General features: G+C 60.6%; 15 protein-coding genes. 9 read left to right on the forward strand and 6 right to left on the reverse strand.

What is annotated here, in order from left to right; all coding sequences use genetic code 11:
- Nucleotides 1-9 precede the first annotated feature (9 nt).
- Nucleotides 10-528, forward strand: a complete 519-nt coding sequence (gene secG, locus AC13Q5_RS00240; RefSeq protein WP_075856944.1) for a preprotein translocase subunit SecG — start codon at nucleotides 10-12, stop codon at nucleotides 526-528.
- Between the two features lie 134 nt (nucleotides 529-662).
- Nucleotides 663-2,300, forward strand: a complete 1,638-nt coding sequence (pyrG, locus tag AC13Q5_RS00245) for a CTP synthase (protein ID WP_488501145.1) — start codon at nucleotides 663-665, stop codon at nucleotides 2,298-2,300.
- Nucleotides 2,301-2,333: 33 nt separating this feature from the next.
- On the opposite strand, the gene ftrA is transcribed toward pyrG, so the two are convergent.
- Nucleotides 2,334-3,386: a transcriptional regulator FtrA gene (gene ftrA, locus AC13Q5_RS00250; protein ID WP_488500542.1), complete on the reverse strand. Its 1,053-nt coding sequence runs from the start codon at nucleotides 3,384-3,386 to the stop codon at nucleotides 2,334-2,336.
- Nucleotides 3,387-3,451: 65 nt separating this feature from the next.
- On the opposite strand from ftrA, the gene AC13Q5_RS00255 reads away from it, so the two are divergent.
- The 4 genes from AC13Q5_RS00255 (at nucleotide 3,452) to AC13Q5_RS00270 (ending at nucleotide 7,523) form a co-directional block, all read left to right on the forward strand.
- Nucleotides 3,452-3,844, forward strand: a complete 393-nt coding sequence (locus AC13Q5_RS00255) for a rhodanese-like domain-containing protein (protein ID WP_488500543.1) — start codon at nucleotides 3,452-3,454, stop codon at nucleotides 3,842-3,844.
- A 143-nt stretch (nucleotides 3,845-3,987) separates the two neighbouring features.
- The gene (locus tag AC13Q5_RS00260; protein WP_488500544.1) at nucleotides 3,988-5,037 is read left to right on the forward strand and encodes a HoxN/HupN/NixA family nickel/cobalt transporter; all 1,050 of its coding nucleotides are present in this window, start codon (nucleotides 3,988-3,990) and stop codon (nucleotides 5,035-5,037) included.
- A gap of 85 nt (nucleotides 5,038-5,122) precedes the next feature.
- Nucleotides 5,123-5,656 carry a FecR domain-containing protein gene (locus AC13Q5_RS00265; protein ID WP_488500545.1) on the forward strand — a complete coding sequence of 178 codons (534 nt, stop codon included), beginning with the start codon at nucleotides 5,123-5,125 and terminating at the stop codon, nucleotides 5,654-5,656.
- A gap of 13 nt (nucleotides 5,657-5,669) precedes the next feature.
- Entirely contained in the window at nucleotides 5,670-7,523 is a 1,854-nt protein-coding gene (locus AC13Q5_RS00270; RefSeq protein WP_488500546.1) for a CHASE2 domain-containing protein, read from the forward strand.
- 33 nt (nucleotides 7,524-7,556) lie between these two features.
- On the opposite strand, the gene AC13Q5_RS00275 is transcribed toward AC13Q5_RS00270, so the two are convergent.
- Nucleotides 7,557-8,156: a LysE family translocator gene (locus tag AC13Q5_RS00275; protein ID WP_488500547.1), complete on the reverse strand. Its 600-nt coding sequence runs from the start codon at nucleotides 8,154-8,156 to the stop codon at nucleotides 7,557-7,559.
- 99 nt (nucleotides 8,157-8,255) lie between these two features.
- Here AC13Q5_RS00275 and AC13Q5_RS00280 point away from each other — a divergent pair, with 99 nt between their 5' ends.
- A complete protein-coding gene (locus AC13Q5_RS00280; protein ID WP_488500548.1) occupies nucleotides 8,256-9,131 on the forward strand; it encodes a LysR family transcriptional regulator in 876 nt (291 codons plus the stop codon).
- A 23-nt stretch (nucleotides 9,132-9,154) separates the two neighbouring features.
- Here AC13Q5_RS00280 and AC13Q5_RS00285 read toward each other — a convergent pair whose 3' ends face one another.
- Nucleotides 9,155-10,243: a citrate synthase/methylcitrate synthase gene (locus AC13Q5_RS00285; protein WP_488500549.1), complete on the reverse strand. Its 1,089-nt coding sequence runs from the start codon at nucleotides 10,241-10,243 to the stop codon at nucleotides 9,155-9,157.
- Nucleotides 10,244-10,327: 84 nt separating this feature from the next.
- Between AC13Q5_RS00285 and AC13Q5_RS00290 the strand changes: the two genes are divergently transcribed.
- Nucleotides 10,328-11,488 carry a citrate synthase gene (locus tag AC13Q5_RS00290; RefSeq protein ID WP_488500550.1) on the forward strand — a complete coding sequence of 387 codons (1,161 nt, stop codon included), beginning with the start codon at nucleotides 10,328-10,330 and terminating at the stop codon, nucleotides 11,486-11,488.
- A 27-nt stretch (nucleotides 11,489-11,515) separates the two neighbouring features.
- Here the strand turns inward: AC13Q5_RS00290 and AC13Q5_RS00295 are convergent, their stop codons facing one another.
- From AC13Q5_RS00295 to tehA, 3 genes are all read right to left on the reverse strand, one after another.
- A complete protein-coding gene (locus AC13Q5_RS00295) occupies nucleotides 11,516-12,076 on the reverse strand; it encodes an alpha/beta hydrolase (RefSeq protein ID WP_244558013.1) in 561 nt (186 codons plus the stop codon).
- Between the two features lie 96 nt (nucleotides 12,077-12,172).
- Entirely contained in the window at nucleotides 12,173-12,544 is a 372-nt protein-coding gene (locus AC13Q5_RS00300) for a VOC family protein (RefSeq protein WP_075856955.1), read from the reverse strand.
- Between the two features lie 32 nt (nucleotides 12,545-12,576).
- Entirely contained in the window at nucleotides 12,577-13,578 is a 1,002-nt protein-coding gene (tehA, locus tag AC13Q5_RS00305; RefSeq protein ID WP_488500551.1) for a dicarboxylate transporter/tellurite-resistance protein TehA, read from the reverse strand.
- A 305-nt stretch (nucleotides 13,579-13,883) separates the two neighbouring features.
- On the opposite strand from tehA, the gene gnd reads away from it, so the two are divergent.
- Nucleotides 13,884-14,909, forward strand: coding sequence for a phosphogluconate dehydrogenase (NAD(+)-dependent, decarboxylating) (gene gnd / locus AC13Q5_RS00310; RefSeq protein WP_075856957.1), 1,026 nt, complete (start codon nucleotides 13,884-13,886; stop codon nucleotides 14,907-14,909).
- The last annotated feature ends 46 nt before the right edge of the window (nucleotides 14,910-14,955 follow it).

Genomic DNA, 14,955 nt, shown 5'->3' on the forward strand with positions numbered 1-14,955 from the left:
ACTGGACCTATGCAAACCGTACTGCTTGTCATCTATCTCATGGTTGTCGTCGCCCTTATCGGCGTGGTGCTGATTCAGCGCTCCGAAGGTGGCGGCCTCGGCATCGGCGGCGGATCGGGCTTCATGTCTGCGCGCGGTACGGCGAATGCGCTGACGCGTACGACGGCCATTCTAGCGGCGCTCTTCTTCGCACTCGCGCTCGGCATGAACGTGCTGTCCCGCTTCGAAGCTCGGCCGACCGACATTCTCAACCGTATCCCGAGCACGGCCGGTCAGGGTAACGGCATTCTTGATTCGCTTGGTGGCCAGAAGAGTTCCGCCCCGGCAACCACCCCGGCGAAGCCGGCCGACAATAGCGGCGTTCCGAACAGCGGTGCAGTCGCTCCGCAGTCGCAGGCGACGCCGCCCGCTGCGACGAATCAGGCAGCTCCTGCCCAGCAGGCTCCGACCGCGACCGGCCAGCAGACCGCGCCGGCGACGACGACTCCTGCGCCAGCCGACAACGGCGGCGTTCCGACCGGTAAGTAATTCCGGTCGCCGAAGATCATCCCCGGCAGGTCCTCGGATCTGCCGGTTTTGTTTTGTCCATATTCCGCGTTATGTAGCCAAAATTCCGGAAACGAATTTTAGGGCTAGCGGAATCATTTGTGAAAAGGTATCCGGTGACTCCCATGGCGCGATATGTATTCATCACTGGCGGCGTGGTTTCTTCCCTCGGAAAAGGAATTGCGGCTGCGGCTCTCGGAGCGTTGTTGCAGGCTCGTGGTTATCGAGTCCGCCTACGCAAACTCGACCCCTATCTGAACGTGGACCCGGGCACGATGAGCCCGACCCAGCACGGCGAGGTCTTCGTCACTGACGACGGTGCGGAAACCGACCTTGATCTCGGCCACTACGAGCGCTTCACCGGCCGATCGGCCACGAAGACCGACAACATCACCACCGGTCGCATCTACAAGAACATCATCGACAAGGAACGCCGCGGCGACTATCTCGGCGCAACCGTCCAGGTCATTCCGCACGTCACCAACGAGATCAAGGATTTCGTGACGGAAGGCAATGAGGACTACGATTTCGTGATCTGCGAAATCGGCGGCACGGTCGGCGATATCGAAGCTATGCCGTTCATGGAAGCGATCCGCCAGCTCGGCAACGATCTGCCGCGCGGCACCGCAGTCTACGTTCACCTGACGCTGATGCCGTATATTCCGGCCGCCGGCGAGCTGAAAACGAAGCCGACACAGCATTCCGTCAAGGAACTGCAGGCACTCGGCATTCATCCAGACATCCTGCTCGTGCGTGCCGACCGGGAAATCCCCGAAGCTGAACGCCGCAAGCTGTCGCTGTTCTGCAACGTGCGGGAATCTGCCGTTATTCAGGCGCTCGACGTCGCGAATATTTATGACGTGCCGATGGCCTACCACAAGGAAGGCCTCGACAATGAAGTGCTGGCCGCTTTCGGCATCGAGCCGGCTCCGAAGCCGCGCCTCGAGCAGTGGGAAGAGGTCTGCAACCGTATCCGTACGCCGGAAGGCGAGGTGACCATCGCCATCGTCGGCAAATATACCGGCCTGAAGGATGCCTATAAGTCGCTGATCGAGGCGCTGCATCACGGCGGCATCGCCAACCGAGTCAAGGTCAAGCTCGAATGGATCGAGTCCGAGGTCTTCGAAAAGGAAGATCCGGCGCCATATCTCGAGAAGGTTCATGGCATTCTCGTGCCCGGCGGCTTCGGCGAGCGCGGTTCGGAAGGCAAGATCCTGGCAGCCCGTTTCGCGCGCGAGCGCAAGGTGCCGTATTTCGGCATCTGCTTCGGCATGCAGATGGCCGTCATCGAAGCGGCCCGCAATCTGGCTGGTGTCGAACATGCCTCGTCGACCGAATTTGGTCCCACCAAGGAGCCGGTCGTCGGCTTGATGACCGAATGGCTGAAGGGTAACGAGCTGCAGAAGCGCACGGCATCCGGCGATCTCGGCGGCACCATGCGTCTCGGCGCCTACAAGGCAACTCTGAAGAAGGGCACGAAGATCTCCGAGATCTACGGCTCGACCGATATTTCGGAGCGCCATCGCCACCGCTATGAAGTCAACATCGACTACAAGGCGAAGCTGGAAGATTGCGGTCTGACCTTCTCCGGCATGTCGCCGGATGGCGTCCTGCCGGAGACGATCGAATATGCTGACCATCCGTGGTTCATCGGCGTGCAGTACCACCCGGAACTGAAGTCCCGGCCGCTGGAACCGCATCCGCTGTTCTCGAGCTTCATCGAAGCGGCGACGGAACAGAGCCGGCTGGTATAGAGCGCTTCATCGAAGCGCTCTACATCCTTGCTTTTACGCAGTTCCGGACGGAAAACCGCTAGGCGCTTTTCCTGGAACTGCTTTGAGGGCTGCAAATCGCTTGCGGTAGTCGCTAGGACTCACCGCAAGCCTCTCCCGAAAATGATGGCGCATGGTGGCGAGCGATCCAAAACCGCTGGCCGCCGCCACATCGTCAAGCGAAATGGCAGCTTGCTTTTCCAGCAGGTCTCGCGCTCGCCGCAGCCGCTCGCTGAGCAGCCATTCACCCGGCGCCATGCCGGTAGTCGCCTCGAAACGGCGCTGGAAGGTCCGGACGCTCATGCCGGCCCGCGCTGCCAGTGCGGTAATGGGTTGTTCTTCCTGCAGGCGTTCGCGCATCCATTCAAGCAAAGGCCCCAGACGCGCGCCTTCGCGCTGCCTCAGAACCGGAGTCTCGATATATTGCGCCTGGCCACCTTCGCGATGAGGTGGCACCACCAGACGACGCGCGACGCTGTTGGCGATGTCAGGTCCGAAATCGCGGCGCACCACATGCAGGCAGAGGTCGATGGCGGCAGCGCTGCCGGCGGCCGTCAGTACGCTATCCTCATCGACATAGAGAACATCAGCATCGACGGTGATGTCCGGATAGCGCTCGGCGATAGAATCGACATAACGCCAATGCGTCGTCGCCTTTCGGCCGACGAGCAATCCTGCCGCGGCAAGAACCGCCACGCCGGAGCAAAGTGACATGATGCGCACGCCGCGGCGGCTGGCCGCCTGCAGTTCGGCTACCAATGGGGTAGGGACCGGCGTCCCGATACCTCGCCATCCGGGCACGACGATCAGGTCGGCATCTGAAATGACTTCCAGCCCATGATCGACCTGCACCGTCAGCCCACCGGCGGCGCGCAGAGGGCCGTCCTCGATCGCGCAGGCGGAAAAGCGATACCAATCCTCCCCCATCTCCGGACGCGGCAGACCGAAGATTTCGTAAGCGACGCCGAATTCGAACGTGCACAGCCCGTCATAGACGAGGGCGACAACATGCGGGCCGAGAAGATTGGCGTGGTCTGCATTTGGCATGATTTTGACGCTATATGGCATTTCGGCCAATTTCAACCGCTGGATCGCTGAGGCATGAATGTCCCGAACCAAAGAAGGAGCGTTCCATGTCCCTAGTCAGTGATATCCCTGCCGCAGCGCCGAGCCTCGTCGCGGAGCACTATGCCCAGAAGCTTTCCTTCGAGACCGATTGCTCCGACGTCCATCAGTCAATGACATCGGGCAATGTCGATTTCGTTCTGCTCGATGTTCGCGGGCCGGCCATGTTCCAGGAGCAGCATATTCCCGGCGCGCTCAACCTGCCGCATGGCAAGATGACCGCGCGCAAGATGGCGGAGTGGCCGGACGATACGTTGTTCGTCGTCTATTGCGCCGGTCCACATTGCAACGGCACCGACAAAGCGGCCTTGCGTCTGGGCACGCTCGGCAAGCGCGTCAAGGTGATGATCGGCGGCATCACCGGTTGGGCGGATGAGGGCTATCCGTTCGAGGTGGGATGAAAGATCGACAGGGCAGGCCCAGTGTTCGCCGGGTCTGCCCATTTTTGTGACACTGCGAAAAACTTCGGCATCTACGTCATTTGACTATCGCGCCACTTCGGTTTCCGTGCCACTGTGCCAGTAAGCATAACGGGAACAAAAGTATGATCCTCAATCCATTTGACGATGGCGCCGAGCGGCCGAAAGCCAAGATCGCCATCACATTCATGCTTTTGATTGTTTTCAATATTGCTGCCTGGATCTGGGCCTGGATCGCCTTCGCCGACAGGCCGTCGCTGCTCGGCATTGCGCTACTCGCCTATATGTTCGGTCTTCGCCATGCCTTCGATGCCGATCATATCGCCGCCATCGACAATGTCGTGCGCAAGCTCATTCAGGAAAAGAAACAGCCCTATGCCGTCGGCTTCTTCTTCTCGCTCGGCCATTCCTCGATCGTCGTCATCGCCTCCATCCTGATTGCGGCGACGGCGGCGGCCATGCAGAGCCAGCTCGATTCCTTCCATGATGTCGGCGGTGTCATTGGCACGACGGTTTCGGCGGTATTCCTGCTGCTGATCGGCATTGCCAATCTCTTCGTCCTCAAAGGTGTATGGTCTGCCTTCCGGCGGGCGCAGAGGGGCGAGAGGATCGCGGATGAGGATATTGATACGTTGCTTGCCGGCGGCGGCTTTCTGGCGCGGATCTTCCGCCCGATGTTCAAGGTCGTCACTCGCTCCTGGCACATGTATCCGATCGGCTTCCTGTTCGGTCTCGGCTTCGATACCGCAACGGAGATAGGTGTTCTCGGCATTTCCGCCGCTCAGGCTGCGCAGGGCATGTCCTTCTGGACCATCCTTGTCTTTCCGGCGCTATTCACCGCTGGCATGTCGTTGATGGATACGCTCGATAGCACGCTGATGACCGGGGCCTATGGCTGGGCCTTCGTCAAGCCGGTGCGCAAGCTCTGGTACAATCTGACGATCACCGCGGCTTCCGTCGTCGTTGCCGTCTTCATCGGCGGCATTGAAGCCCTGGGTCTGATCGCCGACAAGCTTGGTCTCGAAGGGAGCTTCTGGAGCTTTGTCGGTGAACTCAACGACAATCTTGCCAATTTCGGTTTCGCCGTCGTCGGCATCTTCCTCTTGAGCTGGCTGGTTTCTACCGTCCTCTACAAAACCGGGGGCTACGACAACTTGCAGATCAATCGCTCCTGACGCATCATCGGCCCATAGATCAGGCATGCCGTGACCGGACATCGTTATTTACGATTCCAGTTATCTGCAGTGAGGGGTCATAGTCATGAATCATAACGACAATATTCTCAGCCTGGCGCTGACGGCCATAATCTTGTGCGGCGGTGGAGCCGGTACGGCTTCGGCTCAGACGGCAGCCACCTGCCCATCGCAGCCGACCGTCGCCGCGGAGCGGCAGACCTTGAACTGCGAGGCGGGGCTCAGCATCACCGTCGAGCGCGGCGCGCATTATCAGCTTGAAGACAGGAATGGCGACGGCCATGTGGATGCGATCAAGCTCGATGGCAAGGCAACGCTGATCGATGTCGATAGCAGCCGCCTGCAGGGCGGGTTCGAAGTGGTGACGCCGCAGGCAATCGCCGCGGTGCGCGGCACGCGATGGGCTGTCGACGTGAGGGGCGGCAGGACCTCCGTGCTGGTCTTGCGCGGCCGCGTTGCGGTCAACAAGGTGTCTACCGGACAGGGCGTGACGCTCGGCCAGTGGCAGGGCGTCGATGCCGATCGAGGCCGGGCGCCCCTGCATGTCACCAAATGGAAACAGTCGCGCATCAACGCATTGTTGGCTCGCCTCGGTCAGTGAGATCCTGACGATCATGCGCAGACCACCGCCGCAGACACTGATTGCGCTTCTCTTGACTGCCATCTGGGGACTGGGGCTCGGAATCGTGCATTTGCGTGGCGACATTCCGTTCATTGACGGCGCGGAAGCGACGCTGACGAACCTCCGCAATACGCTCGGTGGCAGCCGCAAGCCGCCCGATCTCGTCACCATTGTCGCCATCGATGACGAGACGTCGCGCGTTGCCGGCCACTATCCTTTGCCGCGCGTGATGCTCGCGAAGATCATCGACGCGATCGGTGCACTGCAGCCCAAGGCCATCGCGCTTGACGTGCTCCTCGTCGACGCAGCCGATGAGGCCGGTGATGCGGCTCTGGAACAATCCCTCAAACGAACCAATGTCGTGCTTGCCGCAGCCGGCATCTTTCCGGAGAGCCATCAGCAGGTCGTCATCGACAGCAAGGAGCCGCTCGCGCGCGTGCCCAGCGCTCTCCAGTTCCTCGAGCCGCAATCGCGCTTTGCCGCTGTGGCAAGTTACGGCATCGTCAACGTCCAGACCGACAAGACGGGAACGCCGCGTTTCGTCCCCATGCTGTTTCGCAACGGCGAGCGCATCGTTCCGTCGCTTTCGCTCCGCGTCTTCTCGCTGGCGAGCGGCGAACAGACGACCGTCATCTCGGATCACGTCAAAGTCGGCAGCCGTTCCATACTGACGGATAACGGCTATCTCGTGCCGCTTTCCTTCTATGGCCCCCGCGGCACGATCCGCACCGTCAGTGCCAGTGCGGCGCTGAATGGCCGGCTGCCCGAGGAGGCGATCCGGGACCACATTGTCGTCGTCGGTGCGACCGTTACCGGCGGTGGCGATGTCTTCCCGACTCCCTTCGATCCCGTTCTGCCCGGTGTCGAAGTCATCTCGACCTCGATCACGCATCTGCTTGCCGGCGACAGTCTCGTGCGCGATCAGGGAGTTCGGTTCATCGATCTCTATTTTGCGGTCGGCCTGCCGTTACTCGTCGTCGGTCTTCTCTCCTGGCGGCGCAATACGATCGGGCTCGCCATGGTGCTCGGCGTCATCCTCGTCTGGGCGGCGATCAATGTCGCCGCCTTCAAACACGGGATCTGGCTAAGCGCAGCACTGCCGATCGCGGCAACCGCACCGCCGGCACTGATCTCCGGTGCGACCCAACTTTGGCTCGGCCGCAGACAGGCAAAACGCTTCGCCGAGCAGAGCGAACGCCTGCAGCACATCCAGGCTCCCGGCCTTGCGGAACATCTCGCCCGCGATCCCGGTCTTCTTGCGACGCCGGTGCATCAGGAAGCCGCGATTGTTTTCATCGACATCAACGGCTTCACCAGCCTCAGTGAGGCAATCGGCCCGGCCGCAGTGCGGGAGTTGCTGAACGGCTTCTTCAATCTGGTCGACGAGGAAGTCACGGCCTGTGGCGGCGCCATCAACAGTTTCATGGGTGACGGCGCGATGATCCTTTTCGGCCTGCCGCAGCCGAAACCGGACGACCCCGCCAAGGCGGCGGATTGTTGCGTTCGCCTGGCAGCGCGGATGAGGGGCTGGCTCGGAACGCTTCCGGACGACGTTGCCTCTCGCATCGGCTTCAAGATAGGTGCCCATTTCGGCACCATCGTCGCTTCGAGGCTCGGTGGAGGCGATCGCCAGCAGATCACGGCGACCGGTGATACTGTCAATGTTGCCAGCCGCCTGATGGAAGTGGCCGCCAGCAATCACGTGGAGATCGCCCTCAGCGACGACCTCCTGCTTGCGGCCGGGACCGATAGCATGCCGTTCAAGCAAGGTCGCCTTGAGGGGCCGATCGAAACGAGCTTGCGCGGGCGTACCGGCTCGTCGACCGTATGGCTGTGGCGCAGCTAGTGCCAAGCCGGAACGCTGTCGGCATATCCGGTTTCAATCGAGCCACATCGGAACGATCGAGAGGACCAGGAGGCAGGCGAGGGCGATATTGACCAGACGCCACTGCCACGCGGTTTTCAGCACGCGCCCGAGCATTTGTCCGAGAATGCACCAGATCGTCAGAGAGAATGCGGCGAGAAGGCAGAAGATCGGCCCAAGCAGCATCGCGAGGCCGGCGGGATTATTTGCCAATGCAGCGAAGGACGCGGCCGCACTTAGTGTCATCGCCCAGGCCTTGGGATTGTGCCAAAGCATCCACACACCGGCGATAAAGCCGGTCGGCTTTGCTCTCTGTCCGGCCTCGCGCGGCTGGCCGCTTCCACCGATCCGAACGGCAAGCCAGATCAGGTAGAGCGAACCAAGCGTCTTCATGGCGACCTGCAGGATCGGCAAGGCCATCAAGATGCCGCCAAGTCCTGCGGCGGCGGCACAGGCCATGGAACCCAGGCCGAAGGCGATACCGCCCATGACGGGTATCGACCGGCGGAAGCCGAAATGCGCGCCGGACGCAGTCGCAAGCGTCGTCGCACCGCCCGGCGTTATGGTGGAAACCAGTGCGAAGAGGATCAGCGGCAGCAGGGGTTCGATCGTCATGTCCAGCTTTTCTCCATATCGAGAAAAGGCATAGACGGCACTTTTTCATCATGAAATCGAATATTGAAGGATTGATGTATTAGCAATTATAATGCCGGCATGATCCGAAACTTCGACATCGCTCTCATCAGAACCTTCGCCACCGTTGCCGACCAGGGCAGCATGACGATATCAGCCAATATGCTGCACATGACCCAAGGTGCCGTCAGCCAGCAGATCAAGCGACTGGAGGACATGCTCGGCTGCGCCTTGTTCGAGCGTGACAGACGTGGATTGCGGCTGACCGAAGCCGGTGAACGGTTGCGCGGTAATGCCCGCCGCCTGCTGGCATTGAATGACGAGATCTGGGACGACATGACGGAAAGCACGGTTCGCGGCAGCGTCCGGCTCGGCGTTCCCTATGATCTTGTCGGAGCAACGCTGGCGCCTGTACTCAAATCCTATGCCGAGCGCCATCCGCAGGTGGAGATTTCGCTGGTCTGCGCATCGTCGCCGGAACTGCTCGAAGAATTGGGGAAGGGAACTGTCGACCTATGCGTGGTGGAGGAGCCATACGGCACATCACAGGGCGAGTGCCTTGGTGTCGAGCGGCTTGTCTGGGTCGGCGCAAAGGCAGGCAATGCCCATCGCAAGGTGCCGCTGCCGATCTCGATGGTTGCCGATACCTGTGCCTTCCGCACATCGGTCTTTGCAGCGCTCGGCAAGGATGGTCTGCGCTGGCGGACAGTCTTTGAGAACGGTAATATCGAGGCGACCACGGCAACGGTGCGTACGGATCTGGCTGTCACCGCCTGGCTTGCTTCGACCGTTCCTGCCGATCTCGATATCCTCACCGTCGAGCAGGGCTTGCCCGAGCTTCCGGTCTTTGCGATCAATCTGCATTTGCCGAAGGGCAATCCGACGCCACAGGCGCTGGAGCTTGCCCGCCATATCCGCGAGGGCATGATGCGGCCGCGCCAATCCGCGGCCGCCTGAGTTTCATCCGTTGAAAGACCTGTCTACGCGGCCTTCGGCAGCGGGCCGACATAACGCGACTGCGGACGGATCAGGCGTCCGTCGAGCGTCTGCTCGCGGGCGTGGGCGATCCAGCCGACCGTGCGACCGATCGTGAAGACGCCGGTAAATGAATTGCGCGGGAACCCGAGTGCGTCGAGCAGCAGGGCGGTGTAATATTCGACATTGACGTCGAGGGGACGATCCGGCTTGCGCTCCTTGAGCAGCGCGAGGGCTGCTGCCTCGATCGCTTCCGCCAGTGCGATGCGCCCGGCATCCGCCTGTCCGCTCGTAAAGATCGGCTTCAATGCCGTCTTCAGGGCATCGGCGCGTGGATCGCGGACGCGATAGATGCGATGACCGAAGCCCATCAGCCGCTCGCCATGATCGAGAGCCTGCGACAGCCAGGCACGCGCATTTTCAGGCTTGCCGACCCCGTCGAGCATATCGAGGACCGGGCCGGGGGCGCCGCCATGCAGCGGGCCTTTAAGGGCGCTGATTGCGGCGAGAACGGAGGAGGTGAGGCCGGCATGGGTCGAGGCGATGACGCGCGAGGCGAATGTCGACGCGTTCAAGCCGTGATCGGAAATCGTCACCAGGTAGGCATCAAGGCCTGCCGTCTGCTCGGCCGTCGGCACCCGGCCCGTCAACATGCGCAGAATGTCGGCCGATTGCGAGAGCGAGGCATCCGGCGCGACCGGCCCGTCGCCCTTCTGCAATCGCAATACGGCCGGCAGGAAAACGGCGGGCGCCGCCATCAGGCGGATTGCCGTGGCGAAGTCTTCGCCGTCCGGGACACGAGCCAGCAGGGCACGCACGGCATCCACCGGCGGCAGCGCTAGGATAGCGGCGTCAGCGGCCTCCACGTGCGCGAAGAGGGCAACACGGGCCACGCCAAGCTTTGTTCGGATGGAAGCTGCATCAATATGTTCGTCAAACAGGCCATCAAGCAACAATGCAGCAACATCCTCGAAGCGGCTGGTTGCGACCAGATCGTCCAGCGATACGCCACGGATGATCAGACGACCGGCAGCGCCATCGACGTCGGATAGCTTGGTTTCTGCGGCAATGACATCTTCAAGACCACTTTTCATTACGGTTCTCCTTTGACTATCCGATTAGATCGGGCCTATTCCTATTGACGTCAATCTTGATGCAATTGATCAATATGAGGACCGATGAGCTGGCTGACCACGGAGCAGGCGTTGAACCTGCTGGGAACGAAATCACAGACGCTCTACGCCAATGTCAGCCGCGGTCGCATTCGCGCGAAAGCCGATCCTTCAGATACGCGGCGCAGCCTCTATTTTGCCGACGACGTCAAACGATTGGCCACCCGCCATGCCGGCCGGCGCAAGACCGAGGCCGTGGCAGCCGAGGCCATTCAATGGGGCGATCCCGTATTGCCGTCGGCGCTGTCGACGGTTTCGAACGGCAGGCTTTTCTATCGTGGCAAGGATGCGGCGGTGCTTGCCGAGAGCGCAAGCCTTGAAGAGGTCGCGCTGCTGCTTTGGGATATGAAGCGGCCATTGCGCTTCGAGCAAAGCGAGACGCGGCAGATGCCTCCTTCCTTGGATAGCGCCTTCTCCGTACTTGCCGAGCGCATAACAAGCGACCTACCATCCCTCGGACGTTCGCTTCCGGCGCTGCAGCATGAAGCCGAAAGCGTGTTCGGTACGGTGGCTGAAGCCTTGGCCCCGGGCGCGTGGGATCAGCCGCTGCATCGGCGCCTTGCCACTGCCTGGAACCGCCCCGATGCCGCCGATCTGATCCGCCGCAGTTTGGTCCTGCTTGCCGACCACGAGCTGAATGCCTCGACCTTCACTGCGCGGATCACTGCATCCGCCGGCGCGACGCTCTCTGCCGCCACTCTGTCCGGCCTCTCCACCTTGACGGGGCCGCTGCATGGTGGCGCATGGCAGAGCGTGCGCTCGCTGATCATGCGGGCGGCGACGATCGGGGTGGATGAGGCGGTGCGCAGCTATCTGGCGGAAGGGCGGCCATTGCCCGCCTTCGGCCATCAGCTTTATCCCGATGTCGATATCCGTGGTGAGGCTTTGCTTGGCTGTTTCACGTTGCCGCCGCTATTTGCCCAAGTCCGCGATGTCGGCGAGCAACTGGTCGGAGAGAGCGTCAATGTCGACTTTGCCTTGACGGCGATGACCCATGCCTATCATCTCCCGGAGGATGCGCCGCTAATCATTTTCGCGCTGGCTCGTACCGTGGGGTGGCTCGCGCATGCCATGGAGCAGGCGACCAGTGGCAGGCTCATCCGGCCGCGTGCGCGCTATGTCGGCCCGCCCGTGAGTGATTTCACCGCTGCCCGCGGTGAAGGCTAGAGAGCTCCAGAGAGGTGCAGATAGCCCCTATACAGAGAGGCTTTGGATGAAGGCGGCAATATCTGTGCGCAAGGGAGAGTTAGGCGTGGCAGCGTCAATCCGATAAAAATCGTGCGGCTTTCCTGGATAGGTTTTCCAATAAACCGGAAGAGTGTCGTTCCAGCTTTCGCTTGGCCGATATGGATCGGCCTCTCCCCAGAATACCATGGTGGGTATATTCAAGGGAGACGTTTCGAAGCGCAGTCTGGTTGATGAAACGCAGATCAACGCCTCGAGCTCCAAACCCTGCTTGACAGCTGTCCACAGAGCAGTTCCACCGGCGCTGAAGCCGATGCCCACACATGTACGTCCATCAATTTCAAGAAGTTCCCGAACTGCTTGCTGCACGCCATCTTTGCTGAAAAGGTGGTCGTGAAGGCTGTCTCCACTCAGGTCGGGACGGCCGCTGAGGCCGGCAAGCTGTAAACCGCGGTGCTCAAGGCACCCAACATCAAACAATTCAGCAAAAGTTCCGGGAAAGCCATGGATGTCGCTAACGACTAACAAGCGTTGCGTTCTTGAACGGCACATAGTCAGACCAATTTTCATCGTTTCGATAGCCGAATTGACTTCGCGCCAATTTGGCCGCGCGCGCTATGTCGGCCACCGGTACAGCGATTTTACCGAAAATGCAGTACCCGCCACTCAACTCGCCTGCAAGTGACAAACCGCTTCGATATTATGGCCATCCGGATCGAGAATGAAGGCGCCATAATAGTTCTGGTGATAGTGAGGGCGAAGCCCGGGAGCGCCATTGTCGATGCCACCGGCCGCAAGTGCCGCCTGGTGAAATTCGTCGACGATTTTCCGGCTACCGGCAGTAAAGGCTATATGCGCACTTGTCTGCGGCGCATCACGCTGGCCGATCCAGAAGAATGCCTTCGGTCTGGCGCCATAACCTGCAAAAGTTTCGCCTTCCGCGTACAGGCGTTCGATGCCGAGAGGGCGCAATACCTTATCGTAGAATATCTTCGAACGTTCAAGGTCGCGAACGCCGATCGTCACATGGTCAAGCATGCCGTCCTCCAAATCGTGCCCCTTGGGCTTCCTCAACCCCGACCAACCGCGCCGGCACCACGATCGGCAAGCTCGACCCAGCCGATGACGAGTTTGCGATTGGCAATCAGCCATATCGTTGCGAGAGCGACCAGACCGACGACGATATTGGCGGCAACAAAGAGAATCGGAGCCAATTGCGTGACCGGACCGACATCGCCGCGCTCGACCAGCCGCATGGGAGCGGCCGCCAAGGCAGTCGCGCCGAAGGTGAAAGCCCAGTAAGCCGGGCTGAATCCTTCCTTCATGATCCAGGGCAGGAGGCGCAACATGATCAGAGCCTGCAGCACGCCGTAGCCGACCATTGCATGGACGAGCATGTCGGGAGCGCCTTGCGTAACGCTGATATAGGCAAGCGCACCAACGGTTGGTGGAGCCAATTGAATTCCAAGCGTCGGCCTTAGTGGCGGTGCCAGCGCCGGTCCCGTCAGCAGGCGATGCAGCAGGGCGGATTCGATGGCAAGCCAGGCGAAGAAGCCTGCGCCAAAGAAAAGCTGCGCCCATTGTGGAAAACCAAGCGCCGCGCCGACGATGGCGGTGACGAAGCTGCCGGCGACACTGGGCAGATAGAGTACGGCTGTCGTCGTCGCGATATCGCGTTCACCCTGCCAGAGCCCTCCTGTGCGCCAGACAGAAAATACCAGGGTGTAGACGGCGCCGATCAGGAATATGGTTTCGGCACCGATGCGCGAATAGGGCAGAAGGCCGCCGGCTACCAACATGGTCGCGACACCGACAAGGCCGATGAAACAGCACTGGACTGGGTGCGCCACTTCCTTGAATGCCTCCTCGCGCGCCACCATCCACTTCAAAGCGTAAAGCACGATCAGCAGCAGCCAGACGGCTAGTGCCAGGAAGGTCAGCACTTCACCGACAAGTCCCGGCAGGTGCCAGATACGCGCACCGACACGCCAGGCATTGGCCAGGCCGGAAAGCCCCAGAACCATGCCGAAAAATGAAGCTGGAACCAGCGGCAGTTTCAAAGACGCAGCCATATGCCCCCTTTGACGCACAATGTGAGCGCCGCCCTAAAGAGAATTATGCAAAGAACCGGAGATCGATGCTAAATCCATCCACTCGAATGGAAGAGCAAAATACAGCTTTCCTCGATGCCGGCAAAGCGCGATCATGGGGAAAAGCGGGAGGTTTGACCAGGCGATATCACAGATGCGTGAACGGGCGAATTTTTCTTCGCTGTCTGGCTTGTGCATAGCTCGCCCGTCATTTGTTCATTGGAAAATGCTGCGAAATGTCTCTATTGAACATTCAAACGATTAAAACCGTCCTAGGAGACTGACATATGCAAATCGGAATGATTGGCCTTGGCCGTATGGGCAACAACATGGTGCAGCGCCTGATGAGGGGCGGTCACAGTGCGGTTGTTTTCGATGCGCGTCCGGAAAGCATCGCGGGGCTGGAGCAGCTCGGCGCCACCGGCAGCAAGTCTCTTGCGGATTTCGTATCGAAACTCGCCAAGCCGCGCGTCGTCTGGATGATGTTGCCGGCTGCAATCGTTGATCAGGAGTTGGCTGCGATCGTGCCTTTGCTGGAAGAGGGCGACATCGTCATCGACGGCGGCAACTCCTATTATCACGACGATATCCGCCGCGCTGAGGAGTTGAAGCCGAAGGGTATCCATTATGTTGACGTCGGCACCAGTGGCGGTGTTTTCGGCCTGGAGCGCGGCTATTGCCTGATGATCGGCGGCGAGAAGGAAACCGTCGAGCATCTCTCGCCGATCTTCGCAACGCTTGCTCCTGGTGTCGGCGATGTAGCTCCGTCGAAGATGCGCTCCGAAGAGGCCGCCAAGAACAGCACGGCGGAGCAGGGCTATCTGCATTGCGGCCCATCCGGCGCCGGCCACTTCGTCAAGATGGTCCACAACGGCATCGAATATGGCCTGATGGCAGCTTACGCCGAAGGCCTGAACGTGTTGCATCATGCCAATATCGGCAAGCAGACTGCCGAGAAGGATGCTGAAACCGCTCCGCTTTCTCATCCGCAGTACTATCAGTATGATCTCGACATTGCCGAAATCAGCGAAGTCTGGCGCCGCGGCAGCGTGATCACCTCCTGGCTGCTCGACCTCACGGCCGACGCCCTGCATGGCGACGCAGCGCTTTCGCAGTATGCCGGTCGTGTTTCCGACTCCGGCGAAGGCCGCTGGACGATTTCGGCTGCCATCGACGAAGGCGTTCCGACACCGGTTCTCAGCGCAGCGCTTTATGGCCGCTTCGCCTCGCGCGGCAATGACGATTACGCCAACAAGGTTCTCTCCGCCATGCGCGCCGGCTTCGGTGGCCACCACGAGAAGCCGGCGAAGTAATTAGTTGGCCTATCGATCTGACGATTGCGAGCCGGGTGGGTCGAAC

This window comes from Martinezella sp. CNPSo 3964 (genome assembly GCF_057784375.1).